At 47.4% G+C, this 19,771-nt stretch carries 13 protein-coding genes; all 13 read left to right on the forward strand.

Features of this window, described 5'->3' with window-relative positions; translation table 11 throughout:
* The first annotated feature begins 16 nt into the window (after positions 1–16).
* Complete coding sequence (locus AAA938_RS10030) at positions 17–1,459, forward strand: phage tail sheath family protein (protein WP_338228590.1); 1,443 nt, start codon at positions 17–19, stop codon at positions 1,457–1,459.
* Between the two features lie 32 nt (positions 1,460–1,491).
* Positions 1,492–1,926 (forward strand): phage tail protein, encoded by a 435-nt coding sequence (locus tag AAA938_RS10035; protein ID WP_338220427.1) that lies wholly within the window; start codon positions 1,492–1,494, stop codon positions 1,924–1,926.
* A 3-nt stretch (positions 1,927–1,929) separates the two neighbouring features.
* Positions 1,930–2,403 (forward strand): phage tail protein, encoded by a 474-nt coding sequence (locus AAA938_RS10040; protein WP_338228591.1) that lies wholly within the window; start codon positions 1,930–1,932, stop codon positions 2,401–2,403.
* Between the two features lie 2 nt (positions 2,404–2,405).
* Complete coding sequence (locus AAA938_RS10045; RefSeq protein ID WP_338228593.1) at positions 2,406–2,561, forward strand: DUF5908 family protein; 156 nt, start codon at positions 2,406–2,408, stop codon at positions 2,559–2,561.
* A 9-nt stretch (positions 2,562–2,570) separates the two neighbouring features.
* Positions 2,571–3,359, forward strand: a complete 789-nt coding sequence (locus AAA938_RS10050) for a CIS tube protein (RefSeq protein ID WP_338228594.1) — start codon at positions 2,571–2,573, stop codon at positions 3,357–3,359.
* A 6-nt stretch (positions 3,360–3,365) separates the two neighbouring features.
* The gene (vgrG, locus tag AAA938_RS10055; RefSeq protein ID WP_338228596.1) at positions 3,366–5,117 is read left to right on the forward strand and encodes a type VI secretion system tip protein VgrG; all 1,752 of its coding nucleotides are present in this window, start codon (positions 3,366–3,368) and stop codon (positions 5,115–5,117) included.
* Between the two features lie 3 nt (positions 5,118–5,120).
* The gene (locus AAA938_RS10060; protein ID WP_338228597.1) at positions 5,121–5,399 is read left to right on the forward strand and encodes a PAAR domain-containing protein; all 279 of its coding nucleotides are present in this window, start codon (positions 5,121–5,123) and stop codon (positions 5,397–5,399) included.
* Between the two features lie 75 nt (positions 5,400–5,474).
* Positions 5,475–5,888 carry a GPW/gp25 family protein gene (locus AAA938_RS10065; RefSeq protein WP_338228599.1) on the forward strand — a complete coding sequence of 138 codons (414 nt, stop codon included), beginning with the start codon at positions 5,475–5,477 and terminating at the stop codon, positions 5,886–5,888.
* Positions 5,885–9,283 carry a baseplate J/gp47 family protein gene (locus AAA938_RS10070; RefSeq protein ID WP_338228600.1) on the forward strand — a complete coding sequence of 1,133 codons (3,399 nt, stop codon included), beginning with the start codon at positions 5,885–5,887 and terminating at the stop codon, positions 9,281–9,283. The genes AAA938_RS10065 and AAA938_RS10070 overlap by 4 nt, the downstream gene beginning before the upstream one ends.
* An 11-nt stretch (positions 9,284–9,294) precedes the next feature.
* Positions 9,295–13,521 (forward strand): hypothetical protein, encoded by a 4,227-nt coding sequence (locus AAA938_RS10075; protein ID WP_338228601.1) that lies wholly within the window; start codon positions 9,295–9,297, stop codon positions 13,519–13,521.
* Positions 13,522–13,533: 12 nt separating this feature from the next.
* Positions 13,534–16,875: a carboxypeptidase-like regulatory domain-containing protein gene (locus AAA938_RS10080; protein ID WP_338228602.1), complete on the forward strand. Its 3,342-nt coding sequence runs from the start codon at positions 13,534–13,536 to the stop codon at positions 16,873–16,875.
* A complete protein-coding gene (locus tag AAA938_RS10085) occupies positions 16,872–18,428 on the forward strand; it encodes a contractile injection system tape measure protein (protein WP_338228603.1) in 1,557 nt (518 codons plus the stop codon). Before AAA938_RS10080 ends, AAA938_RS10085 begins: the two co-directional genes overlap by 4 nt.
* A gap of 5 nt (positions 18,429–18,433) precedes the next feature.
* The gene (locus tag AAA938_RS10090) at positions 18,434–19,771 is read left to right on the forward strand and encodes an ATP-binding protein (protein WP_338228604.1); all 1,338 of its coding nucleotides are present in this window, start codon (positions 18,434–18,436) and stop codon (positions 19,769–19,771) included.

Raw genomic sequence — 19,771 nt, forward strand, 5'->3', positions numbered from 1 at the left:
ATAACCCACAGAACCCATGTCAAACTTCACAACACCGGGTGTTTATATTCAGGAAATTTCAACTCTGCCTGCCTCTATTGCAGCCGTGGAGACCGCCATTCCGGCTTTTATCGGACACACACAAAAAGCCGATGGTGGATCCCTTAGGGTACCAACGAGAATTACTTCCATGCTGGAATATGAGGCGATCTTCGGAGGCCCCAATCTAGAGGGAGTTTCGGTAAGTATTCAGGATATCTACTCAGGACTGGATGGACAGCCTGCGACACTACAAACCAGAAAAATAACCGCCTCCCTCACCGGAGCACCTTCTCCTTTCAAAATGTACCACAGTCTTCGCCACTATTTTGATAATGGAGGAGGGCCCTGCTACATCGTATCGGTCAATACCTACTCCAGTAATCCAAGCAACGATGGTCCCACCGTTTTGGGTAGTCTGAGGCATGGATTGGCCATGTTGGAAAAGGTGGATGAGCCAACTCTGATCGTATTTCCGGACTACATGACCATGGCGGAATTTCAGCCTGTCTACACCGATGCCTTAGCCCAATGCAATAAACTCCAAGATCGATTTGTGATCATGGATGTCAAAGAAAACACCCCGAACCCCTTTCAGGATGCAGTCAACTTTCGAGACAATGGAATTGGCTCAGGCAATCTGAAATATGGCGCCGCTTACTACCCCAACCTCAAAACCTCCTATTCTTACGGGTTCAGTCCTGCGGCGATCAATCTTACCCAAACCCATGAGTATCGGGGTCTCGGCACCTCCAATCCTTTAATTTCCAATACCTTGAACGGGGTCACCTTAGCCTCTTTGGAGACCACAGACCCAAGCCTCTACCGGGCCATTTTCGCAGAAATCAATAAGTTGAAAGTAGAGCTTCCCCCCTCTCCGGCAGTAGCCGGTGTCTACGCGAGAGTAGACAGCCAAAGAGGAGTGTGGAAAGCCCCTGCCAATGAGGACATTCGCGGTATAGTAGGCCCTGCAGTAAAAATAACCAACGAGCAACAAGCCTCACTCAATGTGGACGCTTCCTCAGGAAAATCCATCAATGCTATCCGGACTTTTACTGGCAAAGGCACCCTGATTTGGGGAGCAAGGACACTCGCCGGCAATGACAATGAATGGAGATATGTCCCGGTGAGACGCTTGTTCATCTTCATTGAAGAGTCAGTCAAAAAAGCCACTGAATTTGTGGTCTTCGAACCCAATGATGCCAATACCTGGCTTAGGGTAAAAACCATGATTGAAAACTTCCTCTCCAAACTCTGGAGAGACGGAGCCCTAGCCGGGGCCAAGCCTGAGGATGCCTTTTTTGTCAAAGTGGGATTAGGTGTCACGATGACTGCTCAGGACATTCTGGAAGGCCGAATGAATGTAGAAATCGGCTTGGCGGCAATAAGACCTGCCGAATTTATCATACTCAAATTTTCACATAAGCTTCAAGAAGCCTAATCAAATCAGCAAACACTTTAATCTAAACTATTATGGCAGTAGCATATCCTGTTTCCGTCTTTCATTTTCAGGTAGAATGGGGCGGTACCCGTATTGGATTTACAGAGGTCTCCGGCCTTTCCATAGAATTGCAGACCATCGATTACCGGGAGGGGAATTCACTCGAATACCACGTCACCAAAATGCCAGGAATCCCCCAATACAGCAATATTTCCCTGAAGCGTGGGGTTTTTGCGGCCGACAATGAATTTTTCCAATGGCTCAATACGGTCAAGAAGAATAAAATTGACCGTCGCGACCTCACCATCAGCCTGCTCAATGAAGAGCATGAACCCATCATGGTGTGGAAGGTGAAAGAAGCTTGGCCTTGCAAAGTGGAAGGCCCTACGCTCAATTCTACCGGAAATGAAGTGGCTATCGAGACCATCGAGCTTTGCCACGAAGGACTGAGTATTGAGACTACTTAAATCATGGCTTTCTTCTATCCTCCCACCGGATTTCACTTCCTGGTTCGATTTGAAGGACTGGCTCTCAAGTACCCCGGGATCCCCGATGTGGGATTTCAGGAGGTAAGTGGGATCAGTGCCGAAATCGGAGTGGAAGAGTATGCAGAAGGGGGAGAAAACCGATTTAAACATCGAATGCCCAATCCGATAAGCTATCCCAACCTCTCCATGAAAAGAGGAATGATGAGTGGATCTCCCGCAGCGAAATGGTTTAAAAATGCAGTTGAGAACTTCAGTTTTGAGCCACAGGATATTACAGTGATTTTGCTCAATGAAGACCATCTCCCCCTTCAGGCTTGGAATTTTTTCAATGCCTGGCCTGTGAAGTGGGACATCGAGGGGCTGAATGCCATGGATAGCGGACTGATGATAGAGTCCATGGAATTTGCCTATCAGTATTTCAGAAGAATAGAACCTTCCGACCTAAGCCCCATCTAAGCATGCCGATAGAAATCCAGGAGCTCATCATCCGAACTACCGTGGACACCCAAGACGAAAGACCAACGGGTAACCAAAGACCAAATCCAAGCCCCAATGCATTGATGCAGGGATTGGAAGAATTGGCCAAACTGATCAAAGAGAAAAACGAAAGATAAGCAGCAACTATGGCACTCAAGGACATTTTTACCCCAATGGGTGGTCTGGAAAAGCTGAAAATCACTGCTTTTTCGGATGACAACTACGAAACCTCCACCGCCCACTATGTGGTCATGTACAATCCTACGACCTACAGTCAGGAAGTAAAAAACAAGTGGGTGGCTGAAGAAGGCCTTGCTGATGGGCGCCAAAACCAGTTTAAATCCAACCAGTCCGAAGATGTCCAATTCGAATTTCTCTTCGATGCCAGCAGTGCTTCCCCACCATCCAAAGACTCCCCCGGAAATCTAGACCTCTCCTACTTGGGGGATCTGGCTCCTGACCGGGATAAAATAGGTGGAGAAAAGGTCTCTGCAATAGAAATCATCAAGGAAGACAAACATGTAGACCGGGCTATTTCGAGATTTTTGGATATCACCCAAAAAATCCAACCGACTACCCATCAGCCCAATTACCTGCAGATCAATTGGGGCGCCTTCCAATTTAGAGGAGTGTTGGAAAGCGCAACAATCAATTACAAGCTATTCAATAATGCCGGACTTCCTATCCGCGCCACGGTCACGGCCAAATTCAAGCAATCCATCTCCAGAAGTGAGCAGGCTGCAGAGACAGGCCGAACGTCTCCCGATCTCACTCACCTCCGTACGGTCAAATCTGGAGATACCCTTCCTCTGATGTGCCATAGGATCTATGGAGACTCCTCCTACTATCTGGAAATCGCCCGGATCAATAAAATCAACAATTTCCGCCTGCTCCACGAGGGACAGGAACTCATCTTTCCCCCACTAGCCAAGTAAACTACAATGCCCATAGTACCCGTTTCAGCCCGCACCAATCCGAATCTTGCCACCTTCAAGATTCTTTCTGAGGGAACAGAAATTCCCCCAGAAATCGGCGTGGCTATGATTGCCGTGACCCAAGCTGTAAATAAGCTGCCTGCAGCCAGAATTGTACTTTTTGACGGAGATGTGGCTTCCCAGGACTTTGAAGTCAGTGGTGGGGATTTTTTTATTCCAGGGAAAAAAATCACGGTCAAAGCCGGCTACAACAATGACGAGGAAGTCATCTTCGAAGGAATAATCATCCGACATGGCATTGAAGCAAGAGGTGGCGCATCCAAGCTGATTTTGGAACTGAGAGATCCAGCTGTGAAAATGACCGTTGGCCGTAAAAACAAATACTTTTTTGACTCCAAGGATTCGGAAATCATCGAAGACTTGATCTCAGGATATGGACTTGGCAGTGAGGTAGAGGCGACCACTACTACCCATAAGGAAATGGTTCAATTCTACTGCTCGGATTGGGACTTCATGCTCACCCGGGCGGAACTCAACAGCAAACTAATCTTGGTAGAAAATGGCAAAGTGAAGATGAAAAGTGCCGAAGTATCTGCCGATGCCAAACTCGAACTGGAATTTGGGACGAATGTGGTAGAAATAGAGGCCGAAATGGACGCCCGTACCCAATATGCATCAAGTAAAAGCAAGGGCTGGGATATGGCCAATCAGGAACTTTTGGAATTGGAATCTCCCGATCCTGGGATTGATTTCCAAGGTGATCTTTCGGGGCAGGAGCTAGCTGAAGTGATCGGGTTGGAGGATTTTACCCTGCTTCACGGAGGAGGATTTTCCGGGGAAGAGCTCCAAAACTGGGCAGATGCCAACATGCTGAAGAGCCGGCTTTCCAAAATCAAAGGACAGATCAAAATCCATGGTGACAACACCATCAAGCCCGGAGATATGGTGCAGCTCAGTGGTTTTGGGTCAAGATTTAATGGAAAGGCCTTCGTCAGCTCCGTGTACCATGAGGTATCCCCAAGCCAAAAGTGGTTTACCACACTGGGTTTGGGACTGGACCACCGGTTTATTTCCTCCGTTTTCGACGACATCGTAGCTGTTCCCGCTGCCGGCTTGGTCCCTGCCATGAAGGGCTTGCACATCGGAAAAGTCACTGGGTTGGAAGATCCCGATGGAGAAAACCGGGTCAAGATCCTTTTGCCAATGATCGACGCCTCCTCCGAAGGCACCTGGGCAAGATTGGCCACACTGGACGCCGGAGGTGAGGGGGTCAGAGGCGCCGTTTTTTACCCGGAGATCGGAGATGAAGTCATTGTGGGATTTATCAATGAAGACCCGAGACAGCCTATCATATTGGGTTCACTTTTCAGCTCGGCCAATGCCAGCCCGATAGAAGTCAAAGATGACAATTTCAAAAAAGGATATACCAGCAAAACAGAGCTGAAACTCCATTTTGATGATGAAAAGAAATCCATTCGAATCGAAACTCCCGGAGGTAGAATCGTGGAAATGAACGATGAGGATGGGCGGATTTCTATGGAGGACGAAAGCGGAAACAAAGTCATTCTGGATAGTGATGGGATCACCATGGAATCCTCAGCTGACTTCAAAATCAAGGCCACCGGGGACGTAAAAATCGAAGGAATGAATGTGGATATCGAATCCTCAGCCCAACTCACCACTAAAGGGGGGGCTGGGGCAGAATTCTCCTCCTCGGGGCAAACTATTGTGAAAGGTTCATTAGTACAGATCAATTGAAATATGCCAAACGCAGCAAGAGTCGGAGACACAAGTAATCATGGAGGCACAATCATAGGGCCCGGAGTACCCACCGTGATGATAGCAGGGATGCCGGCAGCGGTCATGGGTGACAATCATGCCTGCAGCCTTCCTCCAAACAGTCATCAACCTACTGTCAGTCCTTTCATTGCGGGGAGTGGCACCGTCATGATCGGAGGGAAACCAGCACTCCGGGTTGGAGACACCTGTGTCTGCGGGGCTTCACCGGCTGCAGGAGCTCCAACAGTCTTGATTGGATAAGTGAATTAGGATAAAAATTGGGAAAAATGGGGTCTTTAAAAAGCCGAACGGAGAGATTCCAAAACCTTAATAAAAATGAAAGAGAAAAACACCTATTTGGGAAGAGGCTGGGCCTGGCCCGTCAGCTTTCAGGCTGAAGTGGCTCAAGTAGCCTTAGCAGAGAATGAGGAGGACATTCGGCAAAGCCTCATTATCCTTCTGAATACCTCCATAGGGGAGCGGGTTTTGCGACCTGAATATGGTGCCAACATGGAGGATTTACTTTTTGAATCTCTCAATGTGACCACTGCCACCTTGATTTCAAACCGAATCAAGCGGGCGATACTTTTTCACGAACCTCGGATCCGGGTGATTCAGGTGGACATGCGTCCCGATTACCAAGCAGGGAGAATTGATGTACTGGTAGAGTACCTCATTTTAGCCACCAACAACCGAAGAAATCTTGTCTACCCCTACCTGTTTATTGAAGCCACGGATATTACCCAATGAGCACCGACTCCTGCCATAGCGTCCATGTACCCCATCCGGGAACTCACCAGGCCAACCGACTTTTGGAAAGCCTGTTGCCCGATTATGTGGCAGTAGATGAGCGAAGCTTGGAAGAGCTGAAGCAATTTGCCACCCAATTGGCCTTTCAGCTTAAATTCATCGAGCCATCCGGAGATACCGGCAAGGATTGGAAGAGCTTTTTCACTCAGGACGTCCAACCTGAACAATTGACAGCTCCCCATTTTTCCCTTTTTCTGGCTTTTCTTCAAAACTACACACTCCTCCAAAAGGACCTCAACACACTGACCAGGAGGCATTTGGATTTCTTTTATCGGGATGTACTGAGAATACGGGAAAAATCCCCAGAACCTGACCAAGCCTATCTCATCATCCAGCTCGCCAAGCACGTCGGGGAATATCTGATCCCTTCACTGACCTCCTTCAAGGCTGGAAAAGATGGTCTGGGCCTCCCGGTTTCTTTCCGCAGCCAAGCCAACCAAGCGGTCAACAAAGCGGAAGTAGCGGATATCAAAGCCTTGTACCGGGATGAGTTTTCCAGATTTTATGCCTCCCCCATTGCCAATTCTGAAGATGGCTTGGGAGGGGAAATTATCCAGTCTGAAGGAGGATGGAGTCCATTTGGTATCCCAAAGAGCCTGTTTCCAGAGTCTGACAGGAGCTTGGCTGTGATAGGTTTTGCTGTTTCTTCACCGGTTTTAGCCTTGGCAGAAGGAGAAAGGAAAATCAGCCTGAGCCTGCTTTTTCATTCTCAGGACCAGCTGCTGGAAAACCTCAATAAACTGAACCTAAATGCCAGCTTTCGCTTTTGGCTGAGTGGGGAAAAAACCTGGATAGAGGCTCAATCGGGAGGTAAAAAATCCGAGGCCCAAGCCAAATCAGATGCACTGAAATTCATTAATTCAGCAAAGAACTGGCAGGATATTGCAGGAATTGAGCCTCAGGCGGGGCCCATTCATGATGACCCGGAAATGGGGTCCCATCGCCCGTTTTCCGGATATGATATAGGAGAAGTCACTGCCAAAAATATTCTTGCCTTCCGAGATAGCCTTGCCAGTAAAGCCTTCCAAAAGCTGGAAGACATAAAAAACGTAAGAGGTCTAGGAGACGACAAATACCATGACTTGATCTATTCTTTCCAGAAACAAGCCCATCAAATCATCAATCGGGGATCGGAAGGGATAGAATTGACCCTCAATTTTTCGCTAAGCCCAGAGCAAGAATCCGTCGTGGGATACGATCAGAGGGTATTGATTCAGCATTTTTCCACAACTCAGCCAGTACTCAAAGTAGAATTGGCCCCCACTGCGCAGAGTTACGCCTACCCAATGCTTCAAAATGCCAAGCTGAAGTCAGTAAAGTTGGTAGTGGATGTAGTCGGAGTTCAAGAGCTTGTCTTGCAAAATGATCAGACGGTATTACCAGTGGGGAAAAATATTCATCCTTTTGGATTCCGACCCACTTCAGGATCTCATTTTTACATTGGGAGCAGGGAGGTTTTTTCCAAAGACCTAAATTCCCTTTCCATCACCGCCGAATGGGCCGGGCTACCTGGCACGGGCAATGGATTCCAGGACCATTACCAAGGTTATCTTGAAAAAGACAGTAGAACTAACCTGAAATTCAAGGTAGAACCTACCCTGCTGAAGGATAGGGCTTGGATCAAGCACCCCAAAAATCCTTCCTATTTTCTATCCCTTTTTGGTCCTTCTGATGCTGCACCGCCTTTATCAGAAACCACCCTGACCCTAGATGGGGAAATGCTTCAGCTTTTGGGACCAAATCCGGAATTGGAGGAGATAGAAACCTGGAGTCCTGACAAAAAAAGAGGCTTCCTACGCCTGTCGCTTATCAATCCGGACTTTGGGCACAGGGACTTTCCCGTTCTTTTTGCCGGAGAAGTACTTAAAAAACTGGATGACCCTGACCTGCCTTTACCCAAAGAGCCTTATACCCCTGAGCTGAAATCAGTAAGTCTCAGCTATACTGCTGAAGATTCCTTTCAGCCCAATTCGGGAAAATGGAGCCATTTTTTCCATATTGGCCCCTTCGGAGAAGCTTTGCTTCAGGAGAAAAGTCCAGAGATTCTTCCCTCTTTTTCAGCACAAGGAGAATTATTGATAGGCTTGAAAAATCACCTTCCCGGGCAGAGCATCCAACTCCTTTTTCATATCCTGGATGGCAGCGGAAACCCCGAAAAACCTGTACCTACAGTTTCTTGGAGCTATCTGAGTGGTAACCAATGGGTGCCTGTCGATAAGCTGGATTTGGTCCTTGATCAAACCCGAGGATTGATTCAGACAGGGTTGATTCAGTTTACCTTACCCAAAGCAGCAGACTCCTCACATACTCTTTTGCCGAATGGACACACTTGGCTCAAAGCTTCTGTGAGCGAAAATGCTGATGCCCTGCCCAAGCTGACCCAAATCCTGGCTCAGGCCATCCAAGTCACTTTTGATGATCAGCAAAATGATCCCAACCGACTTGCTCAGTCCTTACCGGAGGGAACCATCACCAAACTGACTATCAGCCAAAATCAAATCAGTAAAATCAGCCAGCCTTTTGCCTCATTTGGGGGAAAAATGGCCGAGGCCGAAGGAAATTTCTACACCAGAGTTTCCGAACGGCTCAGACACAAGCAGCGGGCGATCACCAAGTGGGACTATGAGCATCTGGTTTTGGAGGAATTTCCAGAAGTATATCAAGTCAAAGCCCTGAATCACACTTTCTATGAAGGAAATCTTCAGGAATACCGGGCCTTGGCACCCCGGCATGTGACCTTGGTGATAATAGCCAATGTCCAAAACCGAAACGCCCTGGATCCGCTCAGGCCTAAAGCCAGCGTCTCCTTACTCAGCAGCATCAAGGAAATGCTCTTGAAAAAGTGCTCTCCCGGAGTCCTGCTTCATGTAGTCAACCCAGTCTATGAAGAGCTGCAGATCAAAACCAAAGTTCGCTTTCTTCCTGGGGTAGACCAGTCCATTCATACCAAAAAGCTGGAGGATGATCTGAAAGCCTTTCTTTCTCCCTGGGCTTTTGAACCCACAGATCAATTCCAGTTTGAAGGGGAAATCCAAAGCTCTGTCATTTTGCATTTTATAGAAAAGCTCACTTATGTGGATTTTCTGTCCTGTTTTGAGCTCTATCACCTAATTAAAAATCCGGTCAATGGGCAGCTGATTTCCCGAACCCGGGTAGAAGAGGGAAAAGGAAGTAGAGGGGTCTCCATTTTGGGGTCTGTAGGCACTCTTGGAAACTATGGAGATCATCTGATTGAAGTATTGGAAACCGAAGCCTGTGAATGCGAGGACAATGTCGTGCCTGAAAAAGCAGACATTCTCTCTTCGGAAAGCAGTGATATGGAGGAAAAATATTGATCATCTAACCTATGCAAGAACCCGTCACCATATCCAAAAGCAATTTTCCCAGCCCGGCATCAGATTATGAGCTGCTGCGCAAAGAAGCCCTCGCCTACATTCAGCGGCTTTCGGGAAATATCTGGACGGATTACAATGCACATGATCCGGGAGTGACCATCTTGGAAATCCTGTGCTATGCCATCACCGACCTTAGCTTTAGGACTCAGTTTCCAATCCAGGATTTGCTGGCTGACCCGAGGGGTTCCTTGGCGGGTCAGTTTTTTCAACCTTCTCAGATCCTCCCCTCCAAGGCCCTCACGCTGACCGATTACCGAAAACTCCTCATGGATGTGGAAGTGGTGGATGAAGCTCCCGATTCCATCTGTCCCAAAGCCGGGGTGAAAAATGCCTGGATTACCCTGAGAGAAAGTAATGAAATCCCAGTATATCCCGATCGAAAGGCCAAAAAACTAGCCTACCAACCTTTCCCTTCCACGGAAAAGGCATTGAAAATGGGGATTCTTTATGATGTGCTTTTGGAGTTTGACACGGTTCCGGTTTTGGGAGACCTTAATGAAAACCAGCTCAGCATGGAAATCGAGGTCACAGAGCATCCCGAGCTGAAAGGAACCGTCATAGATATTCAGATTGAGTTTCCCCGATGGGATCAAAACCTAGACTGGACCGATTCTCAAGCCATAAAAAAGGCCATTCAGTCCATCGATATTCAATTTCAGAACCTTCCCTCCGGAATAGACCTGAGCTATAAAATCCAACCCTCAAAAAATATAAAGCTGGAAGGCTCCATCCTCACCAATACCGGACCGCAGCCCTTGGATGGACTCACCCAATTGAGTAATCAAATCAATCAACTGGTCTACCAGGATGAGGCAGGGGCGCTATTTCAATACCGATTAAAAACCGATAAAATCAGGGAAATCCTTGCCGAAGTCAAGCGCACCCTTCATGCCAACCGAAACCTCTGTGAGGATTTTGTGGAGTTTCAGGCCTTGAAGGTGGAGGAGATTTTGGTCTGCGCAGATATCGAACTCAGTCCGGAAGCCAATGTAGAGCTAACCGAAGCCCTGATTTTTTCCACTATCGGAGACTTTCTTTCTCCTCAGGTGAATTTTTACAGCCTCGAGGAAATGATCGACCGGGGTAAAGAAGGCAGCCTTCCTATCCTTAGAATTCAGCAGAATCCCGCTAAAGTTTGGATCAGCCTACCTCAGGAAGATTTTCCAAAGTCAGGAACCATGCTGAGTATCCTTGGAAGCGGTAACAATGCCGGGACTTACGAGGTTTTGGGAGCCCGTTTGGCTCAGGACGGGGCTTGTGAGATTAGCCTCTCTCCCAACTTTTCGAGCTCACTGATTCGGGAAGATGACAGCGTGTACTTAGGGGATTGGGATAATGCAGTAGGGACTCCTACAGAAAAAATCTTCGAAGGCCCATTGTTAAAGCACGGCTTTATCGATGAAGAGGAGTTGGCCCTGGCAGAAAGAAAATCCCAGATCCATGTGTCTGATCTGATCCATTTGATCATGGACATTCCTGGAGTAGAGGCAGTAAAAAGTATTCAGATTGCCAATCTGCCTCAGGATGATCCTAAAGGGACCATTCCCTCAAAGAGTGTCAGATGGTGCCTCAAGCTGGCCATGGAGAAGAATTACATCCCCCGTCTGAACGTAGCCCTGAGCAAACTGACCTTTTTCAAGGAGAATCTACCCTTCATTGCCAATCGCGAGGAAGTAGAAGACCTGCTCGAAGACATTCAAAACAACAAACGCCCCCAAAAGAAATCCGGCCTAGTTAAAAACTTCCTGCCGCTAAGTGGAGAATACCGCGATTTGGAAAATTATTTCTCCATCCAAAATGACTTCCCTCTGGTCTATGGACTTGGAGAAGAAGGCATGCTTCCTCAGGGCGAAGGCCGCCCTCAACCTCACCAGGTAAAACAGCTGAAAGCCTACTTGATGGTTTTTGAGCAATATCTGGCCAATTATCTTTCTCAATTATCCAATCTCAAACACCTTTTTTCTTATGAAAATGAAAAGGATGAATTTGGGAATCGCCTGGTGGACCGAACCTACTTTTTCCAAAGCTTATCTGAGGTGATCGTCCAATCTGACGGAAGGCTAGGAACCAAGGTGCCCGACTCCTCTGATCTTTGGAAAAATCTGGGAGATCTTAAGGAGCTGCTCGGTGAGATTACAGAAAGCCGAGAGACTTTTTTGAGCAGAAGAAACAAGTTTCTTAATCATTTGCTGGGAAGATTTGCGGAGTCTCTTACCGATTATGCACTTCTTTCCGAGCGAATCCATCCCCTTCAGGCTCAGGATAAACTGATCGACGACAAGCTCCATCTTCTTCAAAATTATCCTGAGATCAGTGCGGGACGAGGACTGGGTTTTGACTATTCTATTTCTGATCAATTCTATCATCAGGGAAATCTCTCCGGGCTGGAGGACAGGATCGGGGCCTTGTATGGAATTCGAAAGAAGAGCTCCGACTGGCTGATTTTCAGCTCCTATTTTGCACTGGAGGAAAACGAAGGAGCTTGGTCGGTCCAGGTTATAGACGCCAGCGATCAGCCCATTTTTAGGCTTTTGGCTACTTTCTCTTCCCGAAATGAAGCCGCTGAAGCCCTGGAAAAGGCTCTTCTTCTCGGGGCATTGAAAGAAAACTATAGCTTCAGCGGAGACCCGGGTTCAATCCAGATTTTGCTTTTGGATCGAGGAGTGCCAGTTGGAGCAAGTATCAGGGAGGACTTAATAAGTGGAGCTGAAGGAGAGGATGGCGGGCTACTGCTGAGCCAAATCCATGAGATTCTCTTCGGGGAGTTTTTGGAAAATCCACGGGCCAATCGCAAAAACCTAAGCCTGGGATTGAAAAACTGGGTGAGCTACTCAGTGAGTACGAGCACAGGACCTGAGACTCCAAGCTACGAGGTGGAGTTCAAGTTTTACGATGCTCCTTTTGGCCAAGGAGATGAGATGCTTTTTGGAAAAATAAAGGTAGAAGTACCCGGCGAAACAGATTCTGATAAGCTGGAAGTTCTGGCAGAAGAAGGGTTTGAAAATCACCTTTGGCAGCTGGTGGCTGCAGCTTCGAGACCTTCGGGCTATCGCTTACCTCTAGACACAAAAAATCCTTACCAAATAGAGCTGGTAGATCCACTGCGAGGGGGACTTTTGGCAGAAAGTTCCGCTACAGACTTCAATCAGTCACTCGCTCAAGCACTTGCCAATGGGGATTGGGGAGAAGCTTGGCTACTAACCAAAGGAAATCCTCCTGAAGCCTTTATCCTCAATCAGGCAGAAGCCCGGGGATCAAAGATTGTTATCCAGGGGTCTCCCCAGACAAAAAAAGGAGATATCCTCCTTTTCGAGCAAGAAATTCAAGTACAGACCATACAGCCCGAATCCCATGAATTGATCGTGGAGGGCGATTTGAGTCAGGTGATCGGGTATTTTCCTTCCATCCAACTGATCTATTCTGACGGAGGAAAGACCTACCTAAAGGACCTTTCGATTCTCTCGGTGAGTTTTGACGGAACGGCGACACGATTGGTAACTCCGACGGAGCCCAAAGCGAGTTGGGAAGGAGGCACCATCAGCCTTTCCAGACAATTTGAGGTGGTGGAAATGGACGGGACAAAAGCCTTGGTGAATGGAGGTGAAGAAATCAGGGCGATTGAAAAGCTAAGGCAATTCTTTCTGAAGCAGTTTTTCAGCCATGAGGGTACCCATCTTTTCGAGCACGTTCTTCTCAGACCAAAGCACAAAGGAAAATATACCTTTTCTGAAGAGGGAAGCCCTATTACCGAAACCTTGGAAGACCGGCTTTTGGATCCTCATTTTCAGGAAGAATGCCAATGCACATTGGATGACCCATACACCTGCATGGCCCATGTGATTTTGCCGTTTTGGGCAGGCAGGTTTACTAACAGGGATTTGAGAAAATTCCTGGAGAATAAGCTAAAACTGGAAGCACCGGCCCATGTGTTTTTGACGATCTGCTGGATTCATCCCAAGCACATGGAAATACTCGAGAAAGCCTGGAAAATCTGGCTACTCGAAAACATGAAACAAACATCACATCCCAAGCAACTTTCTCAGGCTCTGGGAAATCTGATCGACATCCTCGAAAAGGTCCGCAATGTGTACCCTTCCGGCACCCTCCACGACTGCGATGTGGACGACAATCTGGATCAGTCGATCATTCTCAACTTCTCATCCCTGGGCGAATTTTAAACCTGCACGATCATGAGTCAGCTCATCAACAACTATCCCATTTTTGAAGGAAGCCAAGTCCTCACCAGCGATCAATTGAATCAACTGGGAGCATATCTGGATCAGCAAAATCGGCTCACCCGATCCAAACTCATCGGAATGGGCATAGCCTGTGGCCTGAAAATCCTTCCCTTTCCCAACGGACTGAGGATCTCCATGGGTCTCGGCGTGACCTCTGAGGGATTTTTGATTCAGATTGGCAAACCATTCGACGCTACCCACTATCGCCCTTATTCTCTTCCGGAGGGGGTAAGTTACAAGCCTTTCACCGAGGAGAAGGTGGAGCTTTTCGAATTGCTCAGCGAGCAGCCGGGAGATGATCCTTCAGTGAAAAAATTAAACTCCCCTGCCAACTTCCTGAACAATAAATTTGTCCTGCTTTTTCTGGAGATTTTTGACCGGGACCTCAAATCCTGCCTTGGAAATGCCTGTGACGACAAGGGCATAGACCGAATTCTCACCCTTCGCAGGCTGGTGGTGTCTCAGACAGATTTAAACATAATTCTGAAATATTCCCAAAACGTCGAACACGACCTCTCCGCGGACCCGGGACTTCCACTCTTTCCATTTCCCAAGCCTCTATTTCGCCCAAATGGGGAGGAATCCCTGGAACCGGGGGCTTTTATCAAACATTACCAAGAGACAATCAAAAAGGTGGTCAACAAAGATTTTTGGGAAGTAATCGCCAAGGGGTACAAAGTGTATGAGCCTATTTTGGAGAAAAGCTTTGGGTTCAAAAATCCTTTCTCCGGGGGAGACATGCAGAATAAAATCCAGGCGCTGATGAAAGCTTTGGATACCGACCCCAAGGACATTTCGGGAGTTCAATACCTTTTCGATTTCTTCAAGGAACTCTGCCTTGCTTGGCAAGAATTCATTCAGGCGGGGGAATCTCTTTGGTTTTCCTGTCCTACAGACCCTTCATTTTTCCCGCTCCATTTGATGCTGGGAAAGGCTATTGCGGTGAGTGAAACCGCAGAAGAATTTTACCGATTTCGACATGGATGGATTCAGCCTCCTATCTTCAACGATCAGCGAATCCTGAAGGAGACCACCATTCAGCGCTATCGCAGATTGGTCCTGATGATCGAAACTTTCGAGCTCCAACTGCTGCTGAAAAGTCAGCCTGAGAAGTTTCCTGTCAAAATCACCCCAAGCAAAGAGAAATATGGAAAATTGGGTGAAAGAAGCCTTCCCTATTACTATGCAATCAAATCCAAAGGGAAATCAGGAAGCTGGTATAGCTTGGAACAGTCTTGGCCAGACCCTCAGGAGCGCAATTTGAGCAGCTCCTCTCGAGCTACTGTATTGGGCTATGACAATCAGCCCGATACTCCTAAGAAAGAGGGAAGTTTTCTGGAAAATCCATTAGCTTTTGACTTGGAATCCTATCCCTTTTTAAGAATTGAAGGGCATTTGGACAAGCCAATTGAAGAAGCCAAAAAGGTGATTTCGGGGCTGATTCGCCAATTCAATCTGGATATTGAAATTGAATCCTTACACATCGATCAAGCAGAGATTGCTTCTGAAAACCGCTGCCATTGGCACGATCTGCAGGAGGAATATGTGCACCACCGCCTTCAGCTACACGGCACTCTGCTGGATCTGAAGGAAATAGCCAGCTTTCTCCAGAATGTCCGCAAGGAGTCTATCAACGAAAACTTAACCCGGGCCAAGGTAGAAATCAAGGACATGAAGCCAATCGAGTGGCTGGAGGAATGGTTGGAGCTACTGCCTGTCTGTCTGTCTGATTTGGATTGGATGGCATTCCAGAATGCCTACAAACGGATGCTTCAAGGACTTTTTGATTTCTTATTGATCCAAAATAAGCTGATGGATCGGGTAAAGATCGGTCCCAACAGCCCCGATATGTTGCTGACACTTTACAATGGACTTCTGCATAGAGCATCCCCGATGCTTTACCGACTTTTGGACCTTTTCTTTTTCACCAAGCTCAGAAGACTATACCTCAGCTATCTGCATCGGGTAAAGTTCATGGCCAATTCACGGCAGTTTGCACATTTCCTCAAATCGAACCCCGGACTTACCCATGAAGCAGGTGTCTACCGGGGAGGAACCTTTTTCCTTCTGTATCACAGCAAATCCGATCGGGTGATTGGTGATTTTAGCCTGAAAGGAAAGTCCTGTGACTGTGCCTGTATGGATGCCTGTGAGGATTTTGATTGGGGAATGCTGCCACCTTTTGCCAGACCGGATTATGCAATCACCTTGGTGAATAGGAGAATTCTGGTAGAAGTCACTCTGAATGACCTGCCTCAGGAAAGGTCCTTTACAGCTACCTTGCTTGATCCTGTCACCAAAAATGGAGGCAAAGTCGAGCAGGCTAAATCTGAAATCGCCTTCGTTTACACGCCTCCGGAAAACTTCACCGGGTTCGATCATTTCGAATACATCCTGCTGGACACTGAAAGCCTAAAATCCGATAGGGGAAGAGTTACGATCCAAGTCCGTGGAGAAGCCAGTGGATGCTATAGTGCCGAGATTTTGATGTGCTGGAATCAAGGCCAAAAATATATACAAACCGCACTGAGAACCAGAGATATCCCGCAGGATAATATGAATGAAGAGCAAGCAGCCCAGGCCCTCCTTGCCAGCCTCAGGGAGACCAAAGGATTCACCCTTATCGAACTGACCCAAGGGGTACTTGAAGGAGTCGAGTCTAAACAAAAGCTTCTCAGCTGCCTGGGACTTCCTGCGATGGAAGATGATTCTCAAATCCTGAATCAAAGAATCTTGGACTATCAAGCCAAAAACTGCGGCCCTCAGGAAAATGAGTGCAAAACCACCCTAATCAAAGGAACGGTAACCGATTTGAGGACAGGAGAAGCCATTCGAGGGGCATTTGTTTCCGTCAAAAACACACAAACAGGAGTAAATACCTCTGACAAAGGAACCTTTGAGCTTAGCCTTCCCACTCCGGGCCAGACACTGCTAGTTCAGGCAGAGGGATATTTGGCCATGGAAGAATTCATCTGCTCCCAAGAAAATGTAAATATCCAGCTCACCCGGTTTGAGCGGGCGGAGACCAAGGGAGTCGCAGTGGACTTCATGGCATTAGACAAAATGGTAGTCCGTGACCTTGCAGCTAGCAGGAACCTGACCGTGACAGAGGAGATGTCCAAAGACAAAATTATCAAAGTAATCCTGGCTCATAATCCTACTTTCCTGATCAAGGAGGAGGAGCTGCCTAACCTGAAAAATGACTCACTCAAATCGATCGCGGAGATAAAAGAGGTCAGAATCGGAACATCGGATAATAAAACTTCTATGATCGATAAAATCATCCGCAGATGAGTAACAGGCACCTCATTCATAGGCAAACACTTGAGCTGACTTATTCCGATGAGGAGCAAGCCAGAAAAGATTTGCCTCAATGGGGAGCGCAGTTCCGGTCACTCATCTTACCTGCTTTAGAGGAAGTATTTGATGAGCTGATTCCCAGCCACAGAAAAATCCGGTTGGAAAAGCTGGAATTGGATTTAGGAAGAATTCGAAGAAACTCTACTTCGGACGAGCTGAAAAAGCTTCTTAGAGATCAGTTGATCGAAAAGATCGGAATCACTCCCAGAAATCTTCATCCTTCTTCTGGATTGGGTGAAAAAACGATGCGCTACCCTGCAGGAGACTTTGACCAGCTGATCTACTTGATCAAAAGAGGAAGATACCCTTGGTGGGTGAGTTTGTCTGAGCGAAAGAGCATGGCCTCACTCATTCAGCAGATTCAAAAAGAAAACCCAAGCCAACTCCGGAAATGGCTGCTTTCAAAGCCTTTGCTAAGTGAGGAAACATTGCGTTTGTCCTATCACCTTGGGCACAAACATGCCCAAAACTTACTTGTTTCCACCTTCCCGGATTCAGAAAAACGCCTGATTCGGATCTTTCAATTTCTCAGGACTTTAGAGCGCACTTCAGGACTGAAAGATAATTTGCTGGTGGATTTTTTCTTACAAAAGACCCTCGAACAGGCTTTTGCCAAGCAGCCATCCATTTCCGGTCCTTGGAAAGAATGGCTGGACAGACAGGTATTCAATCCAAAGGAACAGGCACCATTTTCTCCCTCAGATCTAGCCGATTTCCTTTTGCTTTTGAGTCTCCCCATTGAAGTGAGGAATGCCTGGACCAAGTCAGGGGAAAAAGTATGGTCCACTGCATCGGAAGTGTTTTTTGGGAAAAAAGGCTTGGCAGAAAATAAGGCTTTGGCAGAAGCAAAAGCTAGGTTTTTCGAAGGCATTGAAAAACCAAAACCCACCAGAAAAAGAAAGGCAACGGCCATTTCACCTTTGGGAAAAGAAAGGCCATTGACCCAAGAGAAAAACCAAAAGCAGACCTCTACCAATGATCCCTTGGAAGAAAGTTACCAAATCCGAAATGCAGGGCTGGTATTGGCAGCTCCCTATTTACCCTACTTTTTCGAAGGTTTGGGACTGACCCAAAATCGGAAATTTATCAACGAAAGCACTCAGCATCGGGCGGTTTTGCTTACACAGGCCTTACTTGGCAGCACTTCAGACTTGGAGGAAGGCGATTTGGTATTGAATAAAATCCTTTGTGGTGTGCCAATAGACCAACCCATTCCTCTGGATTTGGCACTAAGCCAATCGGAGCAAGAGGAAATCCTCAATCTATTGGACTCGATGGCAAAAAACTGGACCGTGCTGAAAAGTACTTCAGGGAAAAGTATGGCCCAAGGATTTTTCATTCGTACAGGGATGATCCGGGAAGTGGATCAGGGATACCAACTCGAGATAGAAAGAAACGCCATTGACGTATTGGTAGACCGCCTGCCCTGGACCATCAGCATCCTCAAGCTGCCCTGGATGAACCAAACGCTATTTACACAATGGTGAAGCCAATGAAACAAAATGCAAAAGCAATACAGCTCGAATTGGACTGGCTCCATGAGATCCTGAAGACCCGCTCTGCCATCAATTCCCGGCCTGAATCAGGGCCTGAGGACTTATTGGACATCCCTGCTCCAGACCTGGGCAGGATAGACTCTGATTATTCCTTTTTGATCCAGAAATACGAATTGGGCCCTGCTGAGCGGTTTTTGATCATTTTGTCGGCAGTACCCCATATCCGACCTCAGATGCTGGACATGTTTACAGCCAGAAATCAGCACACCCAACAGATTTACACTGAATTTGGAGTCAGAAAAGGAAAAACGGGACAGGGCATTCTTCCTACCGGTGAGATGGTCTTGTTTATTCTGGCAGGGAAAAATCTGGAGAAGCGCTTTCTCTATCAAAGCCTATTCGATCCTCAGGGAATTCTGTTTCGGGAGGGAATTGTCCGTATTTCTGGTACAGAACCCGAAGAATCTTTCCTGAATGGGGTCCTCACGCTTTCTCCAGAAATTCTCGAATTGATCACCACGGGAAAGGCCCAAAAACCAACCTATGGCCCTGATTTCCCCGCCCAACAGCTCAAAACCTCCATGGATTGGGAAGATTTGGTTTTGGAAGAGGACATACTCCTTCAGCTGAAGGAACTGGAAAGCTGGCTGAAACATCGGGATTACCTGCTCGAGGAATGGGAAATGAACCGCATCCTCAAGCCGGGATTCAAAGCCCTTTTCCATGGGCCTCCGGGTACAGGCAAGACCCTGACCGCAGCCCTTTTGGGAAAAAAGATGGGCCTGGATGTGTATCGAATCGATCTTTCCCTGATGATTTCCAAATACATTGGAGAAACGGAAAAAAATCTGGCCCGGATATTTGACCGGGCAGAGCGCAGGGAATGGATACTTTTCTTCGATGAGGCGGACGCGCTTTTTGGTAAGCGAACTTCCGTCAACGATTCCCATGACCGCTATGCCAATCAGGAAGTCTCCTATCTGCTTCAGCGGATTGAGGACTTCTCGGGCTTAGTCATTTTGGCCACCAATCTCAAAACCAATCTGGATGAAGCTTTTATGCGCAGGTTTCAGTCTGTCATCTATTTTCCGGTCCCCGGGTTTGAACAGCGACAGGAGCTATGGAAAAAGGCTTTCCCCAAGAAAGCAGCCCTCGACCCGGAAATCGATCTGTATGAAATCGCTAAAAAATACGATCTCACCGGGGGAAGTATTCTCAATGCAGTCAGACACAGCCTCTTGATGGCCCTGGAGACCAAAGAAAAGATAGTCCGACTGGAGGATCTCCGCGAAGGAATCAGAAGAGAGTACCAAAAAGCGGGTAGAACCATCTAA

It is taken from the genome of Algoriphagus taiwanensis (genome assembly GCF_036245645.1).
GTDB lineage: Bacteria > Bacteroidota > Bacteroidia > Cytophagales > Cyclobacteriaceae > Algoriphagus > Algoriphagus taiwanensis.

Excerpts from the sequence above, each read along its gene's own strand:
- AAA938_RS10065 (WP_338228599.1), top strand. The coding sequence starts at position 5,475 with ATGAAAGAGAAAAACACCTATTTGGGAAGAGGCTGGGCCTGGCCCGTC.
- AAA938_RS10045 (WP_338228593.1), top strand. The coding sequence starts at position 2,406 with ATGCCGATAGAAATCCAGGAGCTCATCATCCGAACTACCGTGGACACC.
- AAA938_RS10040 (WP_338228591.1), top strand. The coding sequence starts at position 1,930 with ATGGCTTTCTTCTATCCTCCCACCGGATTTCACTTCCTGGTTCGATTT.
- AAA938_RS10085 (WP_338228603.1), top strand. The coding sequence starts at position 16,872 with ATGAGTAACAGGCACCTCATTCATAGGCAAACACTTGAGCTGACTTAT.
- vgrG (WP_338228596.1), top strand. The coding sequence starts at position 3,366 with ATGCCCATAGTACCCGTTTCAGCCCGCACCAATCCGAATCTTGCCACC.
- AAA938_RS10060 (WP_338228597.1), top strand. The coding sequence starts at position 5,121 with ATGCCAAACGCAGCAAGAGTCGGAGACACAAGTAATCATGGAGGCACA.
- AAA938_RS10030 (WP_338228590.1), top strand. The coding sequence starts at position 17 with ATGTCAAACTTCACAACACCGGGTGTTTATATTCAGGAAATTTCAACT.
- AAA938_RS10090 (WP_338228604.1), top strand. The coding sequence starts at position 18,434 with ATGAAACAAAATGCAAAAGCAATACAGCTCGAATTGGACTGGCTCCAT.
- AAA938_RS10050 (WP_338228594.1), top strand. The coding sequence starts at position 2,571 with ATGGCACTCAAGGACATTTTTACCCCAATGGGTGGTCTGGAAAAGCTG.
- AAA938_RS10075 (WP_338228601.1), top strand. The coding sequence starts at position 9,295 with ATGCAAGAACCCGTCACCATATCCAAAAGCAATTTTCCCAGCCCGGCA.
- AAA938_RS10080 (WP_338228602.1), top strand. The coding sequence starts at position 13,534 with ATGAGTCAGCTCATCAACAACTATCCCATTTTTGAAGGAAGCCAAGTC.
- AAA938_RS10070 (WP_338228600.1), top strand. The coding sequence starts at position 5,885 with ATGAGCACCGACTCCTGCCATAGCGTCCATGTACCCCATCCGGGAACT.
- AAA938_RS10035 (WP_338220427.1), top strand. The coding sequence starts at position 1,492 with ATGGCAGTAGCATATCCTGTTTCCGTCTTTCATTTTCAGGTAGAATGG.